Origin of the sequence: Desulfosarcina ovata subsp. ovata (assembly GCF_009689005.1) — a bacterium.
Taxonomy (GTDB): domain Bacteria; phylum Desulfobacterota; class Desulfobacteria; order Desulfobacterales; family Desulfosarcinaceae; genus Desulfosarcina; species Desulfosarcina ovata.
This window is the reverse complement of the sequence record NZ_AP021879.1, coordinates 166,245-182,372: the sequence shown is the minus strand read 5'-3', so window position 1 is coordinate 182,372 and position 16,128 is coordinate 166,245. Positions and strand designations below refer to the sequence as shown.

The following is a 16,128-nucleotide window of genomic DNA, read 5'->3' as shown; positions in this document are numbered from 1 at the left end:
GTGCCCACTTAATCGTTTAGGAATCGGTGAAAGTCATCCTGCCCGCACTCCGGGCAGGCTTCCGGCCGTCCAGTGCCCAGCGGTTCATCCCACTGGTGCTGGCATTTGCGGCAGGAAAACTGACGTTTTTCATCAACCATTTTGTAATTACCGCCATCGACTTTGATGGCTTTTCCATTAATCAATGCATCCGCAACCGTCTGCCGCGCTTTGTGGAGGATACGGCCGAACGTCGCCCTGGACACCCCCATGCATTGTCCCGAATCTTCGTGCGATAACCCGTCCAGGTCGGCAAGCCTGAGGGCTTCCCGTTCATCCACGGTAAGACAGACTTCCGACAGCTCTACCATGGGGATCCCCCGGGGCTTGAAGTAACTGATTTTCGGGTTAAACGCGACGAGACGATCTTTTCTGGGTCTTCCCATGACTCCTCCAATAAAGCATATGCTCGATTATGAGCTGTTATTCTTTCCACCCGCCCTTGTCAAGACAAATGTGGTCGGCCGAAGGGGTTCGAGCTGCCGTGCAGGGAATCTGATAACCCTTTCACAGCGACAATTCGAGGGTGAAAGTAAGACGTATGGAAACGGTCGACGGCATCAACCCGACCAAAACAGAAGCACCGCAAGCGTCATTCAGCCCCCGCGCGGATCCTGGGATTCGGTTTTTGGATTGAGCTTGGTAAAGTAGTCCCGCGATGCTTTGTCGAAAAGCTGGTAGGTACCGGTAATCGCCAACAGCACCACAACGACGCAAAGCAGGGTCGCGATTTTGTTGTGCGGGGCGAGCGCAAAATAAAAAAGGTCGTTGATCACAACGAACAGTGTCCCCACCACCACCAGCGCACGGGCCCATTTCTTGATTAAAAAAAGAAGGGCCAGAAGACTGATGCTGACGATGGCCATTTTCATAATTGCTTTGTCGGCACCTTCCACTACCGGGGCGTTGAGAAAAAGGGAGTAAAGAAAAATCGGATGGCAGATCCAGGCCACCGTCAGCATGGCAAAGCTCTTTTTAAAACTTTTCGGTGCTGCAGCAAAACGGGCAAGGTAATCGTTCATCGATGCTCTCTTTTCTCCGTCAGTTAAGGCGATTTCTGTCAAAGAATATACCCGCCTGCTTGTCTTTTCATCCGTCTTCTGCGTTGGGCTTTTCCACACATAGCCCCACTATGCGTAAAAAAGCCCGCCTTGAATACGAATGAAAATCATGCGCATCCTGGTATATTCTTATCCGCCAATCGCCTAATCAATCGCCAGGCACGCTGACAGTCAGCGTCTGCCCCACGTGGATGACGTCCTCCTTATTGAGGTTGTTGATCGACCGGAGTTGTTCAACGCTGAGATGATATTTCCGGCTGACGCTGTAAAGGGTGTCCCCGGCGGTCACGATGTGCGTCTTTACCGCAGCCGTTTTTTTAACGACGGGTGGACTGGCCGTGTTGGTCCGCGGCGACGGGGCTTTTTCCAGCCGGCTCACCTTCTGCGCGACGGTATCGGTCTTCTTCTGCAGGGCATCCAGGCTCATGGCCAGATGGTCCATTCTAAGGGATGTGGACGCTTCCGACCGGTCAAAACGGGTTTTAAAGGTTTCAAAGGCTTTGGCCTGCTCCCAGATGCGGGTCACCTTTTCATCCACCCCCTCGACCTTCTGCAGTTGCTGTTCCAGCTGTTCAATGCGTTGCTCAAGTTCGGCAATGCGATCGGCGCCAACGGGGTCCCCGCCATAGGAAAAAAGCAGGATGACCAGCAATACAACACCGATGACCAACGCAATGCCAAGCCCCCAATACAGATAATGCACTGGATTGGCAGACAAAATACCCGATGTTTTCAAGCCTTTCTCTTTAAAGGATGGGTAACCGTCGTCCTCATAATAGGGATCTTTCGGTTCGGGAGCCGGGCTTTCTGCCCCACCCGTATCTTTCCACTTCATTTACCAGCCTCCACAACATGCGTTGGTCAAGAATGAAAAGTTTCAATAAATACCAATGAATTTACTCCTCTATAAACCAAAAGGCCGATCGACATCAACCCCAATCAATGCACCGTGCAGGTAACCGCATTTGGATGTATGGATAGAATACCACCAGTTGTCATTTTTCATTGGACATTTGATATCTCTATCGGGTGGCATCAGAGGAGCCGGTGCCGGCCTGGAAATATCTTCCAAACCGCAGGACGCCCGTTGGACCGGATGCAACCGTATTGACCCGCCGCCCCATTTTGAACTATTGTATGGCATTTACACAGTGGATTGAATTTCGACCGTTTCCGGTTTCCAATTACCCGATAATCGTCAGGAAAGTCGATGACCACCCACTCACACCAGTTCGTAGAAAAATTTGATGGTTTTGTCGGATTTGGCCTTAGTGCTGAATCCGACATGGATACCGTAATCTATTATCTGCAGAAATTTTCCGACGACCAGTTGATGGCGCTGCTCAGAAAACGCCTGACCGACGAGGACCGGGAGGCCATTTTTGACCTGCTGTCCGGCCTGCTCCGCCGGCATCTCTCGGAACCTGAATATCATCGTTATTTCCTGAAAGAATAAAACACCCACCATCCGTGGAGAGACCATGCTAACCAATGTCCAATTAGAACGTTATGCCGAAGTGTTGCTGTGGGGGCTGCGTACCGCCCGGCGCAAACCCTTTAAAAGAGGGGATGTCATCCTGGTGCGATTCAACCTGGATGCCGTTTCCCTGGCAGAGGTGCTTGAACGCAGATTGCTGGAAATGGGAATGAATCCGGTGCGCCGTCTGAATCCGACGCCGGCGATGGAGAGTAATTTTTTTCAACTGGCCAATCGCCGGCAATTGGTCTTCGATCCGCCGGGGGAGTCCGAGCTGTACCAACACCTCAACGGCTCCATTTTCCTGCATGCGCCGGCATCCATCACCCACCTGTCCAAGATCGATCCGAAAAAAATAAGCCGTTTCACCCTTTCCAAAAAATATTTGCGGGACATCCTTGAAGAGCGCGAGCAGACCGGTGACTTCAGCTGGACTCTGTGCATGCTGCCAACCGCAGAACTGGCCAAACACGCCCGCATGGAGAAATCGGATTATGCCAAACAGATTATCAAGGCCTGCTTCCTGAACCGCCAGGACCCGGTGGCCCAATGGAAATCCGTTTTTAAAAACGCGGCAGCGATCAAAAAGTGGCTCAATGGCATGGACGTCACCCATTACCATGTTGAATCGGAAAATGCGGACCTTGTCATCACCCCGGGTAAAAAACGAAAATGGATCGGGATTTCCGGGCACAACATCCCCAGCTTTGAATTGTTTATCTCGCCTGACTGGCGAGGCACCCGCGGAGTCTACTATGCCGACCAGCCTTCCTATCGCAGCGGGAACCTGGTCCGCCAGGTCCGCTTGACCTTTAAGAAGGGGGTTGCCGTCGACGTGGAAGCCGAGTCGGGCAGTAATTTTGTAAAAAAACAGCTCTCCATGGATCGCGGGGCATCCCGCATCGGAGAATTCTCGTTAACCGACAAACGCTTTTCCAAGATCGACCGATTCATGGCCAATACGCTGTTTGACGAAAATTACGGGGGGCGCTGGGGAAACTGCCATGTCGCACTGGGATCGAGCTATGCCGATACCTTTGACGGGGACATCCAATCACTGACCAAAGAGAAAAAAAACCGTTTGGGCTTCAATGATTCGGCCCTTCACTGGGACTTGGTCAACACCGAAAAAAAACGCGTCACCGCACACCTTTCTGATGGCCGGAGAACCACCATTTATGAGGATGGCTGTTTTGCCTTCTGACGGACATGATCGCATGTTCGCCGATCAGCAAAACCGGATTGAACACACCCGCTGCAATCGGAAATAGGGCTGTCACGTTCAAAAATGTCAGCCGGTCAGGGTTTTTGCCGTTTTCAGAAGGTTATCGATCTGAAACGGTTTTGGCAGCACGCAGTCAAAACGGTGGTTCCCCAGCTTCCAGGGGGTTCCGGACATGCCGACCACCGGCGTGTGGTTTCGCGGTGATCTGCGGATATGCTCAACGACTTGGTTCCCGTCGGTTTCCGGCATGCTGATATCGGTGATCACCAGGTCAAAATGGCCGGTATCAAATTTATCGATTCCCGTGCGGCCGTTTTCTGCGGTCTCTACTGTATAATCCATACGCTGAAGTACCTGTTCAACAAGGCTCAAGATCATCTGCTCGTCATCAATTACAAGAACGCTGCGCATGCGAGACACCTGGATTGGTTTGACGGTTCATTATTCGGGGATGTGACAAAGCGGCTTAGACCTACCCCAAGGCTGGAAATTTGTCAACACCATATAGTATTTTCAACAGCCGCCACCACCACATATGGTAATATATTATTTTTTTTAGAAAAACAGAGCCGTGGAATGGGAAACAAGGCAAATCCGGTAAACATAAAAAAACCCGGCGCATCGGCTCCGGGCTCATCTGGGATGGGGGCAGGCTTCAGACTTGCTATGGCGGGTCAGACTTTATACTTGCCAAAATCCTCAGGGTTTAGTTTTTCGAGGTATTCGGCCCATTTTTTTCCTTCTTCGCTATTGTCTATGGCTTCGCCGTCGTCTTGGCCCGACCGGGACTTCTCAATGACCCGATCATCGACAAAAATGGGTGCCTGAAAACGCAGGGCCAAAGCAATGGCATCGCTGGGTCTGGCATCCATGGTAAACGAGCGCTCCTTTGAGGCAAAATGGATCTCCGCGTAGAAGGTATTTTCCTTTAAGTCACAAATATCGATCCGGTCGATCTGGAAGCTAAGCATCTGGGTCAGGTTCTTGAACAGGTCATGGGTCATGGGACGGTCAAATTGAATTTCCTGCAGCGCGGACGCAATCGAGGTGGCCTCCAGAAGACCGATCCAGATCGGCAGTGTCTGATCCCCCTGCTCTGTTTTCAACAGGATGATGGGCGTGTTCGATGCCGGATCCATGGCCAGTCCCGTAATGGTTACTTTATGCAGCAATGGGCTTTTCTCCTTTCTCCGGGGTGGCACCCATCGGCCCTTGAACCAGCCGACCCCACAGGGAGTGGGCGTGTGCTCTCTCTATCATGATATTCGCAAAAGCACCTGTCAACAGTTCTTTACCCGTTGCCTGATCGTCCGGAACCGCAAAATGGACAATATGATTGCTCGACGTACGGCCGGTCCACTGGATTGTGTGGTCGACAGAGGCCAAACCATCGGTGTCAAGGCTGCGGCTGGTTCCTTCCACCAGCACTTCCCGGATCTGGCCCACCAGGGTCTGGTGCTTTTCGCGGGTAATCCCTGTCTGCAGGGCCAGCAGGGCCTGGAGTCGCTCTTTTTTCACGGATTCGTCGATTTTTCCCGAAAAAGCCGTGGCCGGGGCGCTGGGCCGATCGGAATACATGAAGGCGAACAGCCCGTCGTAACGCACCTTTTCGATCAAATCGAGGGTGGCCTGGAACTGCCGATCCGTCTCACCGGGAAATCCGACAATAAAATCCGAGGTGATCGCGATATCCGGACAGGTCGTTCTGAGCCGCTCGATCTTATCCAGGTAGCTGTCGCGGGTATAGCGCCGGTTCATTCGTTTCAGAATCCCGTCGTCACCGGATTGGACCGGCAGGTGCATATGATGGCAAAGCTTTTCCAGACGGCCGAAGGCATCGATCAGTTCCCGGGACAGGTCCTTGGGATGTGAGGTGGTAAAGCGAATCCGGCTAAGGCCGTCGATACCGTTCACCCGTTCGAGCAATTCGTAAAAACGGCACAACCCCTCCTTGTTTCCGTAACTGTTGACATTCTGGCCCAACAGGGTCACTTCACGGACCCCTTGATCCACCCGCATGCGGATCTCATCGAGAATCCGGTCCGGATGCCGGCTGGCCTCGCGTCCGCGCACGTGGGGAACCACACAATAGGTACAAAAGTTATCGCACCCGCGCATGATGGTCACAAAAGCCGATACCTGCCCGTCGGCCAAGGGCCCGGCCACCGGGCCGTCGAATTCGATGGTATCCGACAGCCGGACGTCCACGATACGGCAACGACTCGCTTCGATGCGGCGAACCATCTCCGGCAACCGGAAGATGGCGTGGGTACCGAAGACCAGATCCACATGGGGCATCCGTTTCAGGATTGCCTTTCCCTCCTGCTGCGCCACACAGCCGCCAACGGCAACGATCATCGCCGGGTTGGCGGCCTTTAATTTGGCCAGACGCCCGAGAAAACTGAAGGCTTTCTGCTCGGCCTTCTCCCGGATCGTACAGGTGTTGACAATAACCATGTCGGCCGAGGCGATATCATCGGTTCCGCAATATCCCATGGGGGCCAGCACACCGGCGATCTGATTGGCGTCGTATACATTCATCTGGCAGCCGATGGTGCTGATATGAAGCAATTTTGAATTCATACAAATAACGATTCGTTCCCTTCCCTTTTAGTGACCGGTTGATCCCTCCTCCGGCAGTGCCGGCGGATTCATCCACAATCCGGTTGATATCGGCGGATCGACGGCGGCCACCGCGAAATCATCGGCAAGGCTGCCCATGATCCGGGTCACCAGGGATTCGCAGCCCGGGGCGATGGTAATCTGGACCAGGGCTGTGGTGGGATCCAACGTAGAAACGACGGCCACGTTGTCATAGGCCTCGAGAATAAATTTCACGAAACTGATCTGACGCCGGTCCACCCGGTAGCAACGCACAATGGTTTTCATTGCCTCTATCAAATCCCCGTTTGGGTTGACAACCCCGAAAACGGACACCGCCACTGACCGAACAGCACCCCTTTCGATCCCTTATGGTACAGAGGTCAATGGAAACGCTTGCGCAGCCGGCCATGTCTCCTCGGTTTCGGTCTTGTTCCTTTGCGTTGAATAAGATATGCCCCGATCATGAAAAAACAATGGCAAATTATAGATCCAGATCCGCAAACCGTCGAACGCCTTACCCGCCAGCTTTCGTGCCACCCCTTGATGGCAAGGCTTTTGGCCATTCGGGGCATTCAATCCAAGCCCCAGGCCACCCGTTTTCTGGCGCCCGCCCTGGGGCATCTGGCCTCCCCGCTGGAGATGACCGATATGGATCAGGCTGTCCAACGGATCCAGCGGGCACTGGCCGGAAACGAAAAAATCCTCGTCTTCGGGGATTACGATGCTGACGGGATCACCGCCACCGCCGTGCTGGTCAGCTTTTTGCGGCACTGCGGCGCACGCGTGGGCTACTATATCCCCCACCGTATCACTGACGGGTACAGCATGAGTTCCCGTTTTGTCACCGACCGCGCCAAACCGGCCGGTGTGGGGTTGATCATTACCGTGGACTGCGGTACCAGCAGTGCCGAGGCGGTGACCCTTGCCCGTCAGTTGGGGATCGACACCATCGTCACCGATCATCATCCCGCCGGCGACCTGCCCGAAGCGGCGGTTGCGGTGGTAAACCCCACACGGCCCGACTGCGCCTCGGGCCTTTCGCATCTGGCCGGCGTGGGTGTCGCCTTTTACCTGGTCATTGCCCTGCGGGCATATTTGCGCAAAATCGGTTTTTGGCATCACCGCCGCGAGCCGAACCTGAAGAAGCTATGCGATCTGGTGGCCCTGGGCACGGTTGCCGATGTGGTACCGCTGATTGGTGAAAACCGGGTCCTGACCAACGCCGGCCTCGACCAGATCAACAATGGCACCCGTCCCGGCATTGCCGCCCTGATGGCCCTCGCGGGGTCCCCGGATGCGCCGGTGGACGCAGAGGCGATCGCGTTTCGTCTGGCTCCGCGGATCAATGCGGCCGGCCGTCTGGCCCACGCCCGCATCGCCTGCCAACTGCTGCTGGCCGAAAAAAGGAAAAGAGCCGACCGGCTGGCAAGAGCCCTCTGTCGCCTCAACAGCCGCCGCCAATCCATGGAAAATGAGCTCTTTGAATCCATCATCGAGTCGTTTGAGCATGATCCCAAGCAGCTGACCGGATCGGTTCTGGTGGTTGACGGGCCCGGCTGGCACGAAGGAATCCTGGGGATTGTGGCCTCCCGCCTGGCCCGGCAGTTCAATCGACCGGCCGTGGTCATCGGAACCGCCAACGGGACCGCCAAAGGGTCCGCCCGCAGTGTCGAAGGGATCGACGTGTCGGCCTGCCTGGGTCGTTGCGCCGATCTGTTGAGCCGGTTCGGCGGACATCCCCAGGCCGCCGGCCTCTCCCTGGAGGCAGCCGATATTCCCCGGCTGCGCAGTCGCCTGAATTCAGTCATCGAAACACTGGGCATCGATCCCGATCTTGCCCCGCCCCTGCGCATTGACGCCGAGCTGCCACTGCATCAGGTTACTCCGGACCTGATGGCCCATCTGGAACAGCTGGAGCCATTTGGGCAAGGCAATCCCTCTCCGGTCTTCATGGCCACCGGTATCCGCACCCAGGCCTGCAAGACGGTGGGCCATCGTCACCGCCAGATGACGTTCACCCACGCAAAGGGGAAAAACGGGCTCATCCCGGCCATCCAGTTCAATGTCACCGCCCCGGCAGGCGGTGTGCCGCACTTTGAGAAAATTGCCTACCGCCCCCAATGGAACTACTGGAACGGAAGAAAACAACTGCAACTACTAATCGAGGATACCGATCCGGGCACATGATGGCTGCCGCAGGGTTGTCAGGCACCCGAAACCTTGATTGCAGACTCTTTGCATCGATTTTAAAAATCGACAGCTTACTCTTTTTTTGCTTGCATTGCCCCAGGCATCTTTTTATAAAGGACCCAACTTATAAATCCCCAACAACGGCCGATGACCAATCCCCTTAACAGCAGGTGACCATAATGGCAAAAGTGTTCAGACCCAGTAACCGCGAATCAAGTATTCTTTCCAGAATAGAGTCCGGCAAGGAGCAGGCCCGTCGGGTGGCCATTAATACCGTGCGGGAAGATCCGGCTCGATTCGCCAACCCCATTGCCATGAAGCTCGTGGAAGAACACCTGGTCGAGACCACCAATAAGAATACCCTTGAGGAGCAAATCCAGAATTGCCTGGAAACCCTCAGCCACGCCGATGAGTTCGATGTCGATTACATGATCGCCCCGTTTCGGAACCTGGTTCAGCAGCCCAATGTGGTCAGCCTCTATCTTACCGCTTTTGTGATCGAGAAACTGATCAATCACAAATCGGTAGTGGACATCTTTGGGTCGGATGCGGACATTTACATGTGTATCCACAAGCAGGTCGCCAAACTCCTGGCCTGACCGCTGCAAAATGGGCCCGAGCTTTCTTCCGCGGCTGGTCAACGGCCCTTTCGACGATCCGGCCCTGTTCGTTCAGTTCCGCCACCGTAACCGGGCCATCCTTTTTGACCTGGGTGATGTCGCCGCTCTCGCCTCCCGTGACATTCTCAAAATCACGCATATCTTCGTAACCCATACGCACATGGACCACTTTACGGGGTTCGACCGTGTCCTGCGACTGATGCTGGGACGCGACAAGGAGCTGGTCCTGGTCGGTCCCCAGGGGTTTTTATCGAACCTGTCGGGAAAACTGTCCGCCTACTGCTGGAACCTGGTTGAGAACTATACCAACCGGTTCATCCTGCATGCCATCGAACTGCACCCCGACCGCGCCCGGTGCTGCTGCTACCCCTGTCACAAGGGATTTCGTCCGGATGGAGAAATTCGGGAAACTCCTTTTGATGGCACGGTGCTAAGCGAGGGAGGATTGACCGTAAACGCCGTTCATCTCGATCATGGAACGCCGGTATTGGCCTTTGCCCTGCATGAACGCTTTCACATTCATATTCTCAAAACCGCCCTGGATCGGCTGGGCATTGCGCCGGGGCCGTGGTTGAACCGCCTCAAAACGCTGCTCTACGAAAGCGCCGATCCACAAACGGTTGTTGAGATTCCCGGTCCGCCGAGTGGAAAACCACGGCACTTGAAACTGGGCGAGTTGACCGATTCCATTGTGCGCATTTCACCGGGCGTTCATATCGCTTATGTAGCCGACATCGCCGGCAGCCCGGCCAACCTGCAGAAAGTGATTGCCCTGGCCGAAGGCGTTGACCATCTGTTCGTGGAAGCCGCCTTTGCCGACCGGCACCGCGAAATTGCCCGCCGGAAGCACCACCTCACCGCAGGCCAGGCCGGCGCCCTGGCCAGGTCCTGCGGCGCCAAGCAGTACCATCTCTTTCACTTCTCGCCACGTTATACGGACTGTCCGGAGATACTGGAAGCCGAGGCGTTGGCAGCGTTTCAAGGGCACCATGCCACATCCACGCAGGGATAGGTTGATTATGCCGGGGCGGCGCCCCCCGTACCGACAGGCAACGGCGCGGGATAGATATCCCGGACCTGATAATTTGAATCGCGCCGGGCAGGCGTGAAGCCGGCTCGCCGGATAATCGTGACCACATTGTCAACTGTCGCCCTGCGGTCATGGCCGGCTTCCCGGTGGACATGTTCCTCTACCAGCACGCCGCCAAAATCGTCGGCACCGGCAAGCAACCCCAATTGACCGGCAGCGATGTTCTCTGAAAACCAGGAGGACTGGATGTGCGTAAAATTGTCCAGCACCAACCGGGCCACGGCGATAATGCGCACGTAACGGGCCGGATGGGCGGGCTGTTTCACCTCACGGGCCAGATCGGTCTGCCCGGGTTTGAACGACCAGGGAATGAAACTGGTGAACCCCGCCGTACTATCCTGAAGATCGCGCAGCCGCAGCAGGTGATCGATAATTTCGGCGTCGCTTTCCACGTGGCCGAACATCATCGTGGCCGTGGTCTTAAAGCCGATGCCATGGGCGGTTTCACACACCCCCAGCCACGCATCGACACCGGCTTTGTGGGGCGCGATAATCCGGCGCACCCGTTCGGTGAGGATTTCCGCCCCACCACCGGGAATGGTTCGGATACCGGCCTCCCAGAGCATCCGGAGTACTTCGGCGACGCTGATCTTCTCCTTGTCGGCCATGAAGGCGATCTCGGCCGGGCTAAACGGGTGAACGTGCATGCCGGGGCAAGCATCGCGGATGGCGCGGATATACGCCAGCCACAGGCCGATGTCGACCACCGGGTTGTGCCCGCCTTGCAACAGGACCGTGGTCGCCCCTTTGTCGGCGGCCATCCTTACGCTTTCGGCCAGCTGCCCGGGGGTGAGCAGATAGGCGTCATTGTCACCGGCTTTGCGGCAGAAGGCACAGAAGCGACATCGGGTGACACACACATTGGTGTAGTTGGGATTGGTGTCGACCACAAAGCTCACCCGGGAATCGGGGAAGCGCCGCATCCGCTCCTGGTGGGCCAGGCGCATCAATTCTCCCATGGGCAGATCGGTCAGCAGATCGAGGGCCTGCTTGCGGTCGTAGCGGGTGTTTGTCTCAGCTACTGATTTTTCAGTCATCATCTGTTCGTGCATGGTATCGGCATCTCTTTTACAAATCGTCAGAATCCGTTTGGTGGTCATGTGGCAGGAAAAACCAGCCTGGAGCTATGCTTGTCCAGCATTTTGAAAAACCGGGCCTGCCCCTGGAGATCCTCGTCGTCCAGGCAGCGGCGAATCACCCGGAAATAGCGTCGGATCACCTCGTCGGTGACCCCAAGCGCCTCGGCAGAGGGCCCAACGGCCTGGTCGACAAGCTTTTTTTCCTGCACCTGGAAGACGTCCAGCCAGTGGCCGATGGCCGCCTTCACCGATTCCGCAGCATCCCTGCGCACCACCCAGCGGGCGAAGACAAACGGCAGGCGCTCAAACGCATACCACTTCTCGGCAAGGTCGGTCACATGCAGCCCCTCATCCTTCGCCAACCGCTGGTTTCTGACCAGCGCCCGGTCACCGATGAGCAGTTCGGCATCCGCCTCCCCGCGGTCCCGGACTTGCCGGGGCAGGCGGTCGAACCCCAGCCGGGTCCCCAGCAAAAGGTAGAGCAAGCGCACGCTGGAAGCGGTTTCACGGGTGATGCGCACGGTTCTGGTAGCATCCATTTCTTCAAAAGGAATCCGCGAGAAAAGCATCACGCTCAAACACGGCCCCTTGGCGGCAATACCGAAGCGCCCCACCATTTCAACCCGCTGGCCCAGTTGCCCGAGTCCGCCGACCGGCACGGCCGCCGCGGCCACGTTGCCGGCCATGAGGGCGGAGATACTCTCACGCGGCACCAGGGGAACGAAATGACATCCATCGGGCGCCCCCAACTGCCGATAGGGCGCCATATTGGTATATGGAATCATGGCGATCGGGACACTCATGCCACGCCCACCTGGAAAGAGAAGGCGCCGTCACGCTCCATCGGTGTGAAGCCGGCGGTCCGGATGGTCTCCTCCATCTTCTCCCGGGCCAGACCAACCGGTGTTGCCGCTCCGGCCAGGTGAGCAATCCGTTCTTCGCTGATGGTGCCGTCCATGTCGTCCGCCCCCCAGCTGAGGCCGGCCGCGCCGGTGGCCAACCCGGTCATGGGCCAGTAGGATTTCAGGTGCGGAATATTGTCCAGTACCAGACGGGAAATGGCCAGCACGGCCAGCGTCTCCAGAGGCGTGGGCCCCTTCTCGATAAAATTTCCGGCACCCGGCTGAAACGGCAGGGGGATAAAATAGGCAAAGCCGCGCGACTGTTCCTGTGCTTCGCGCAAGATCAACAGGTGCTGGATGCGCTCGACCCAGGTGTCACCGAATCCGAAAAGCATGGTGGCGTTGGTGGGGATCCCCTTGCCATGGGCCATTTGGTGGATGCGCACCCAATCTTTAGGACTGGTCTTGTTTTTCCAGTGCTGCCGGTAGAGCCGTTCGGAGAAAATCTCGGCCCCCCCACCGGGCATGGCGTCCATGCCGGCCGCCTTGAGCTGGTCGAGGACATCCGAGTCGCTCAGCCCGCCGGTTTTGGCAAAATATTCGATCTCCACGGCCGTATAGCACTTGATGTGCAAACCGGGGAAGCGTTGGCGCAGGCTGCGCACCAGTTCAAGATTGCGCGCGTAGGGCCAGATCTGATTAAGGCCGCCGACAATATGGGCCTCGGTGGGCCCCAGACGCGCGACTTTCTCCAAAATGTCCGCTTCCTCCAGCACGTAGGCATGCGGCGCGTTTTTCGAGGCGGCATAATTGCAGAAGGTGCAGCCGCTGCCGCAGATATTCGTAGGGTTGATTTGAATGTTAAAAACGTAAGTGGCCTGCTCGCCAAAACGCTGCCGGCGATTGGCCAGGGCCGCTGTTCCCAGTTGGTGCAGCCGATCCGGTGTAATGGCGTCGGCCAGCGCAAAGGCTTCTTCCCGGGTCAGCCGCTGGCAGCGGGCGCCCTTTTCCAGGGCCTGAGTAAATAACGAATGGCTCATCAACAACCTGTCCTTACCCGCCCGTTGATGGGTGCTGGGCCGACACCCCAAATGGCGCGGGCCGGGTCCAGTCGAAACGGATTGGGTGGTTGGTTTGCAATTTTTCAGAAATTCGGCAGGCCGAGCGTGTTCCACATCCGGTCGACTTTTTTCTCCACCTGCAGATCAAATTCAACCGGTTTGGGATACCCCCTTTTCCAGCGGGCGTCAATGGTAATGGGAAAATCAAAGATCAGCCGGTTGCCCGCCACCGTCCGTCCGGCCGGATAAATATCGGCCAGCGGGTCGAATCGGGTAAACCACCCCCAAAGCGTCAGCATCGGATCGTCCAGGGGCACATCATCGGAAACGATGACATGAAACAGGTAGTCCCGCGAGGCTGGATGGCGCATCAGCGCCTGACGCAGTGGTTCGATGTCCGCCAGGCCGGACCGGGTGCGAACCACCAGAAAAGCCGGGCCCAGGGCAGCGGTTTCGACGGCATCGGAACCCAGATCCGACGGTGCCGGCGGCGCAGCAGGAGGTGCTCCGCGCAGTGGCGGGCCGCCATCATCAATGGCCATGAGAATCAACCGGCTGCCGGTGTTCATGGCCGAACCGGTAAAATCCAGGGTGTCCTGGGCCGTGGGGGCGAGCAGATGGATTCCGCAGCTGGCATCCAGACGCTGCCACAGGGCACGGCTGACGGCAGTAAAATCTTTCACATTCACCCGGTGGTCGACGGTGATCATCACCTTGGTCAGGGAAACCTGGCCCTCGCCCAGCATCCCCAAGGTGTGTTTGAGGGCCTCTTTGGGGTAACGCTCGCGCACCGACATCACCGCCAGGGCGTGAAACCCGGTTTCCGGGTAGGCCCACAGGTCCACCACCGCCGGCCGGATCATCCTGAGCAGCGGCAGGGTCATCGCCTGAAGGGCCTCGCCCAGATAATAGTCCTCCTGCACGGGTTTGCCGACCACCGTCGCCGGATAGATGGCATCGCGCCGGGCCAAGATCCGCCGGACCCGGAAGACCGGATAATCCGCGGCGTGGGAGTAGTGTCCGAAATGATCGCCAAAGGGTCCCTCCCAGCGAAGATCGCCGGGGGTGACCGTCCCTTCGATCACAAACTCAGCCCGCGCCGGAACCCGGTGACCGGTACCGGGCCGCAAGATCACATCCAGGGGATGGTTCATCATGTAGGCGGCCAGCAGGCGCTCGTCAATGCCTTCGGGCATGGGTGCCACGGCAGCGGCGATCAACGCGGGCGGACCGCCCAGGATCACGCTGACCGGCAGGGGCCGGTCCATGGCCGTGGCCTTGTGGAAATGAAACCCCGCCCCCCGCTCGATCTGCCAGTGCATACCGGTACTCTTGGTGTCAAAGCGCTGCAGGCGGTACATGCCCAGATTGCCGGTGCCATTTTCCGGATCCGTGGTGTGAACCAGCGGCAAGGTGAAAAACGGTCCGCCGTCCTCGGGCCAGCAGGTGAGCACCGGCAGACGGGTCAGATCCGGTGGATCGGCAACGGTTTCCAGCACCGGTCCGCGTTTCACCCTGCGCATGCGTGCGGCACCAAAGCTCAGCAGGTCACGACGGGACTTGAATATGCTTTTCAGACTTGGCGGCATCAGGGTCTGCGAGAGGCGATGGACGCGCTCGCCCAACCTGGCCGGATCGCCACCGAAAACCAGATCGGTGCGGCGGCGGGTTCCCAGCAGATTGGTCACGACGCGGTAGGGTGAGCCGATCACATTTTCAAACAGCAGCGCCGGTCCGCCGGAGGCGATCACCCGGTGCTGGATAATGGTCATCTCCTGATCGGGATCCACCGCTGCGCGAATTCGGGCCAGTTCGCCGCGTTGCTCCAGATGAGTCAAAAACGATCGCAAGTCAACAAAACGCACCGCATATCCTTCCTGCAATATTGGGATTCATTCCAACCATTTTTCTCCGCGCCCCCAAACCGGCAAGCCTCGCAGCCTTGTTTTTCCACGACTGATGATCGGGCACGGTTCCGCGGGTCTCCTTTAAGCGACCATGGGGACCAGGGCACCGGCAATGCCGGCCAGGGTAGAAATGGGGAAAAATCGTTTGGGAACCGGAACGGCGGGGATATACATCATCAATAGGAATACCGCCGTGATGAAAAGTGCGGTCCATGCCAGTGGTCCGCCACCACCCATCAACCACACCACACCGACCAGAATCATCCAGCACAACAGATGCACGGCACCGGCCACCCGCTGGGCACCACCGGCCCCCAACCGGGCAGGCAGGCTGTGAATGTGGTTCCGGCGATCGCTTTCGATATCCATCATCGCGTAGATAATATCCGCCCCGCTGAGCCAGAAAAAGACAAAGCCTGAAAAAAGAAGCACCGTGACGGGGAAACGGGGGTGACCGGCAGCGGCCACAAACGCCCCCAGGGGAGCCAGGGCCAGACAGAGGCCGATGCCGAAATGACACAGGGGGGTGAACCGTTTGAGCAGCGAATATCCCAAAAGCGGCACCAGCGGGATGGGCGAAAGGATCAGGCACCAGTCATTCAGCGCCGCGCAGGCCAACAGGTAAACCAGAACCCCGCTCAGGGTCACGGCAATGGCCAGCGCCAGGCTCATTTTTCCGCTGGGCAGTTCCCGGCCGGCGGTGCGCGGATTCAACAGATCAATATGCCGGTCGAGCACCCGGTTCATGGACATACCGAAAACACGGGCGCCCACGGCGGCCACAACAATCAGCAGCATCACCCGGACGGATGGGAAACGGTCACCGGCCCCCATCCAGGCACCGGTAAAAATAAGCGGCAGGCTGAAGGCCGTGTGCTCAACTTTGGTGAAATTCAGAATTTTTTTCAGCGTGGATTCAGATGGCATCGTCTT

17 protein-coding genes are annotated in these 16,128 nt (G+C 57.3%); 5 read left to right on the top strand and 12 right to left on the bottom strand.

Annotated elements, in window-relative coordinates:
• Positions 1–8: 8 nt before the first annotated feature.
• From GN112_RS00845 to GN112_RS00835, 3 genes are all read right to left on the bottom strand, one after another.
• Positions 9–425: a DUF134 domain-containing protein gene (locus tag GN112_RS00845; protein WP_155308485.1), complete on the bottom strand. Its 417-nt coding sequence runs from the start codon at positions 423–425 to the stop codon at positions 9–11.
• Positions 426–635: 210 nt separating this feature from the next.
• A complete protein-coding gene (locus GN112_RS00840) occupies positions 636–1,061 on the bottom strand; it encodes a hypothetical protein (RefSeq protein WP_155308484.1) in 426 nt (141 codons plus the stop codon).
• Between the two features lie 187 nt (positions 1,062–1,248).
• The gene (locus GN112_RS00835) at positions 1,249–1,935 is read right to left on the bottom strand and encodes a LysM peptidoglycan-binding domain-containing protein (RefSeq protein WP_155308483.1); all 687 of its coding nucleotides are present in this window, start codon (positions 1,933–1,935) and stop codon (positions 1,249–1,251) included.
• Positions 1,936–2,310: 375 nt separating this feature from the next.
• On the opposite strand from GN112_RS00835, the gene GN112_RS00830 reads away from it, so the two are divergent.
• Positions 2,311–2,556, top strand: coding sequence for a cytoplasmic protein (locus GN112_RS00830; RefSeq protein WP_155308482.1), 246 nt, complete (start codon positions 2,311–2,313; stop codon positions 2,554–2,556).
• Positions 2,557–2,581: 25 nt separating this feature from the next.
• Complete coding sequence (locus GN112_RS00825; RefSeq protein ID WP_155308481.1) at positions 2,582–3,781, top strand: aminopeptidase; 1,200 nt, start codon at positions 2,582–2,584, stop codon at positions 3,779–3,781.
• Between the two features lie 87 nt (positions 3,782–3,868).
• On the opposite strand, the gene GN112_RS00820 is transcribed toward GN112_RS00825, so the two are convergent.
• The 4 genes from GN112_RS00820 to GN112_RS00805 all read right to left on the bottom strand — a co-directional run bounded on the left by GN112_RS00820 (position 3,869) and on the right by GN112_RS00805 (position 6,691).
• Entirely contained in the window at positions 3,869–4,213 is a 345-nt protein-coding gene (locus GN112_RS00820; protein WP_155308480.1) for a response regulator, read from the bottom strand.
• A gap of 263 nt (positions 4,214–4,476) precedes the next feature.
• Entirely contained in the window at positions 4,477–4,974 is a 498-nt protein-coding gene (locus GN112_RS00815; RefSeq protein WP_155308479.1) for a bifunctional nuclease family protein, read from the bottom strand.
• A complete protein-coding gene (miaB, locus tag GN112_RS00810; RefSeq protein ID WP_155308478.1) occupies positions 4,964–6,385 on the bottom strand; it encodes a tRNA (N6-isopentenyl adenosine(37)-C2)-methylthiotransferase MiaB in 1,422 nt (473 codons plus the stop codon). The genes GN112_RS00815 and miaB overlap by 11 nt, the downstream gene beginning before the upstream one ends.
• 27 nt (positions 6,386–6,412) lie before the next feature.
• Positions 6,413–6,691: a DUF4911 domain-containing protein gene (locus GN112_RS00805; RefSeq protein ID WP_155308477.1), complete on the bottom strand. Its 279-nt coding sequence runs from the start codon at positions 6,689–6,691 to the stop codon at positions 6,413–6,415.
• 177 nt (positions 6,692–6,868) lie between these two features.
• Between GN112_RS00805 and recJ the strand changes: the two genes are divergently transcribed.
• The 3 genes from recJ (at position 6,869) to GN112_RS00790 (ending at position 10,228) form a co-directional block, all read left to right on the top strand.
• On the top strand, positions 6,869–8,593 hold the full coding sequence (gene recJ / locus GN112_RS00800) for a single-stranded-DNA-specific exonuclease RecJ (protein WP_155308476.1): 1,725 nt from the start codon (positions 6,869–6,871) through the stop codon (positions 8,591–8,593).
• Positions 8,594–8,775: 182 nt separating this feature from the next.
• Entirely contained in the window at positions 8,776–9,195 is a 420-nt protein-coding gene (locus tag GN112_RS00795; protein ID WP_155308475.1) for a hypothetical protein, read from the top strand.
• Positions 9,196–9,205: 10 nt separating this feature from the next.
• Positions 9,206–10,228 (top strand): ribonuclease Z, encoded by a 1,023-nt coding sequence (locus tag GN112_RS00790; RefSeq protein WP_155308474.1) that lies wholly within the window; start codon positions 9,206–9,208, stop codon positions 10,226–10,228.
• A gap of 5 nt (positions 10,229–10,233) precedes the next feature.
• Here GN112_RS00790 and mqnC read toward each other — a convergent pair whose 3' ends face one another.
• The 5 genes from mqnC to GN112_RS00765 all read right to left on the bottom strand — a co-directional run bounded on the left by mqnC (position 10,234) and on the right by GN112_RS00765 (position 16,122).
• The gene (gene mqnC / locus GN112_RS00785) at positions 10,234–11,406 is read right to left on the bottom strand and encodes a cyclic dehypoxanthinyl futalosine synthase (RefSeq protein ID WP_155308473.1); all 1,173 of its coding nucleotides are present in this window, start codon (positions 11,404–11,406) and stop codon (positions 10,234–10,236) included.
• Positions 11,403–12,188 carry an MqnA/MqnD/SBP family protein gene (locus GN112_RS00780; protein WP_155308472.1) on the bottom strand — a complete coding sequence of 262 codons (786 nt, stop codon included), beginning with the start codon at positions 12,186–12,188 and terminating at the stop codon, positions 11,403–11,405. Before GN112_RS00780 ends, mqnC begins: the two co-directional genes overlap by 4 nt.
• Positions 12,185–13,267, bottom strand: coding sequence for a radical SAM protein (locus GN112_RS00775; protein ID WP_155308471.1), 1,083 nt, complete (start codon positions 13,265–13,267; stop codon positions 12,185–12,187). The genes GN112_RS00780 and GN112_RS00775 overlap by 4 nt, the downstream gene beginning before the upstream one ends.
• 104 nt (positions 13,268–13,371) lie before the next feature.
• On the bottom strand, positions 13,372–15,153 hold the full coding sequence (locus GN112_RS00770; RefSeq protein WP_162458718.1) for a UbiD family decarboxylase: 1,782 nt from the start codon (positions 15,151–15,153) through the stop codon (positions 13,372–13,374).
• 123 nt (positions 15,154–15,276) lie between these two features.
• Positions 15,277–16,122 (bottom strand): UbiA-like polyprenyltransferase, encoded by an 846-nt coding sequence (locus GN112_RS00765; protein WP_155308469.1) that lies wholly within the window; start codon positions 16,120–16,122, stop codon positions 15,277–15,279.
• Between the last annotated feature and the right edge of the window lie 6 nt (positions 16,123–16,128).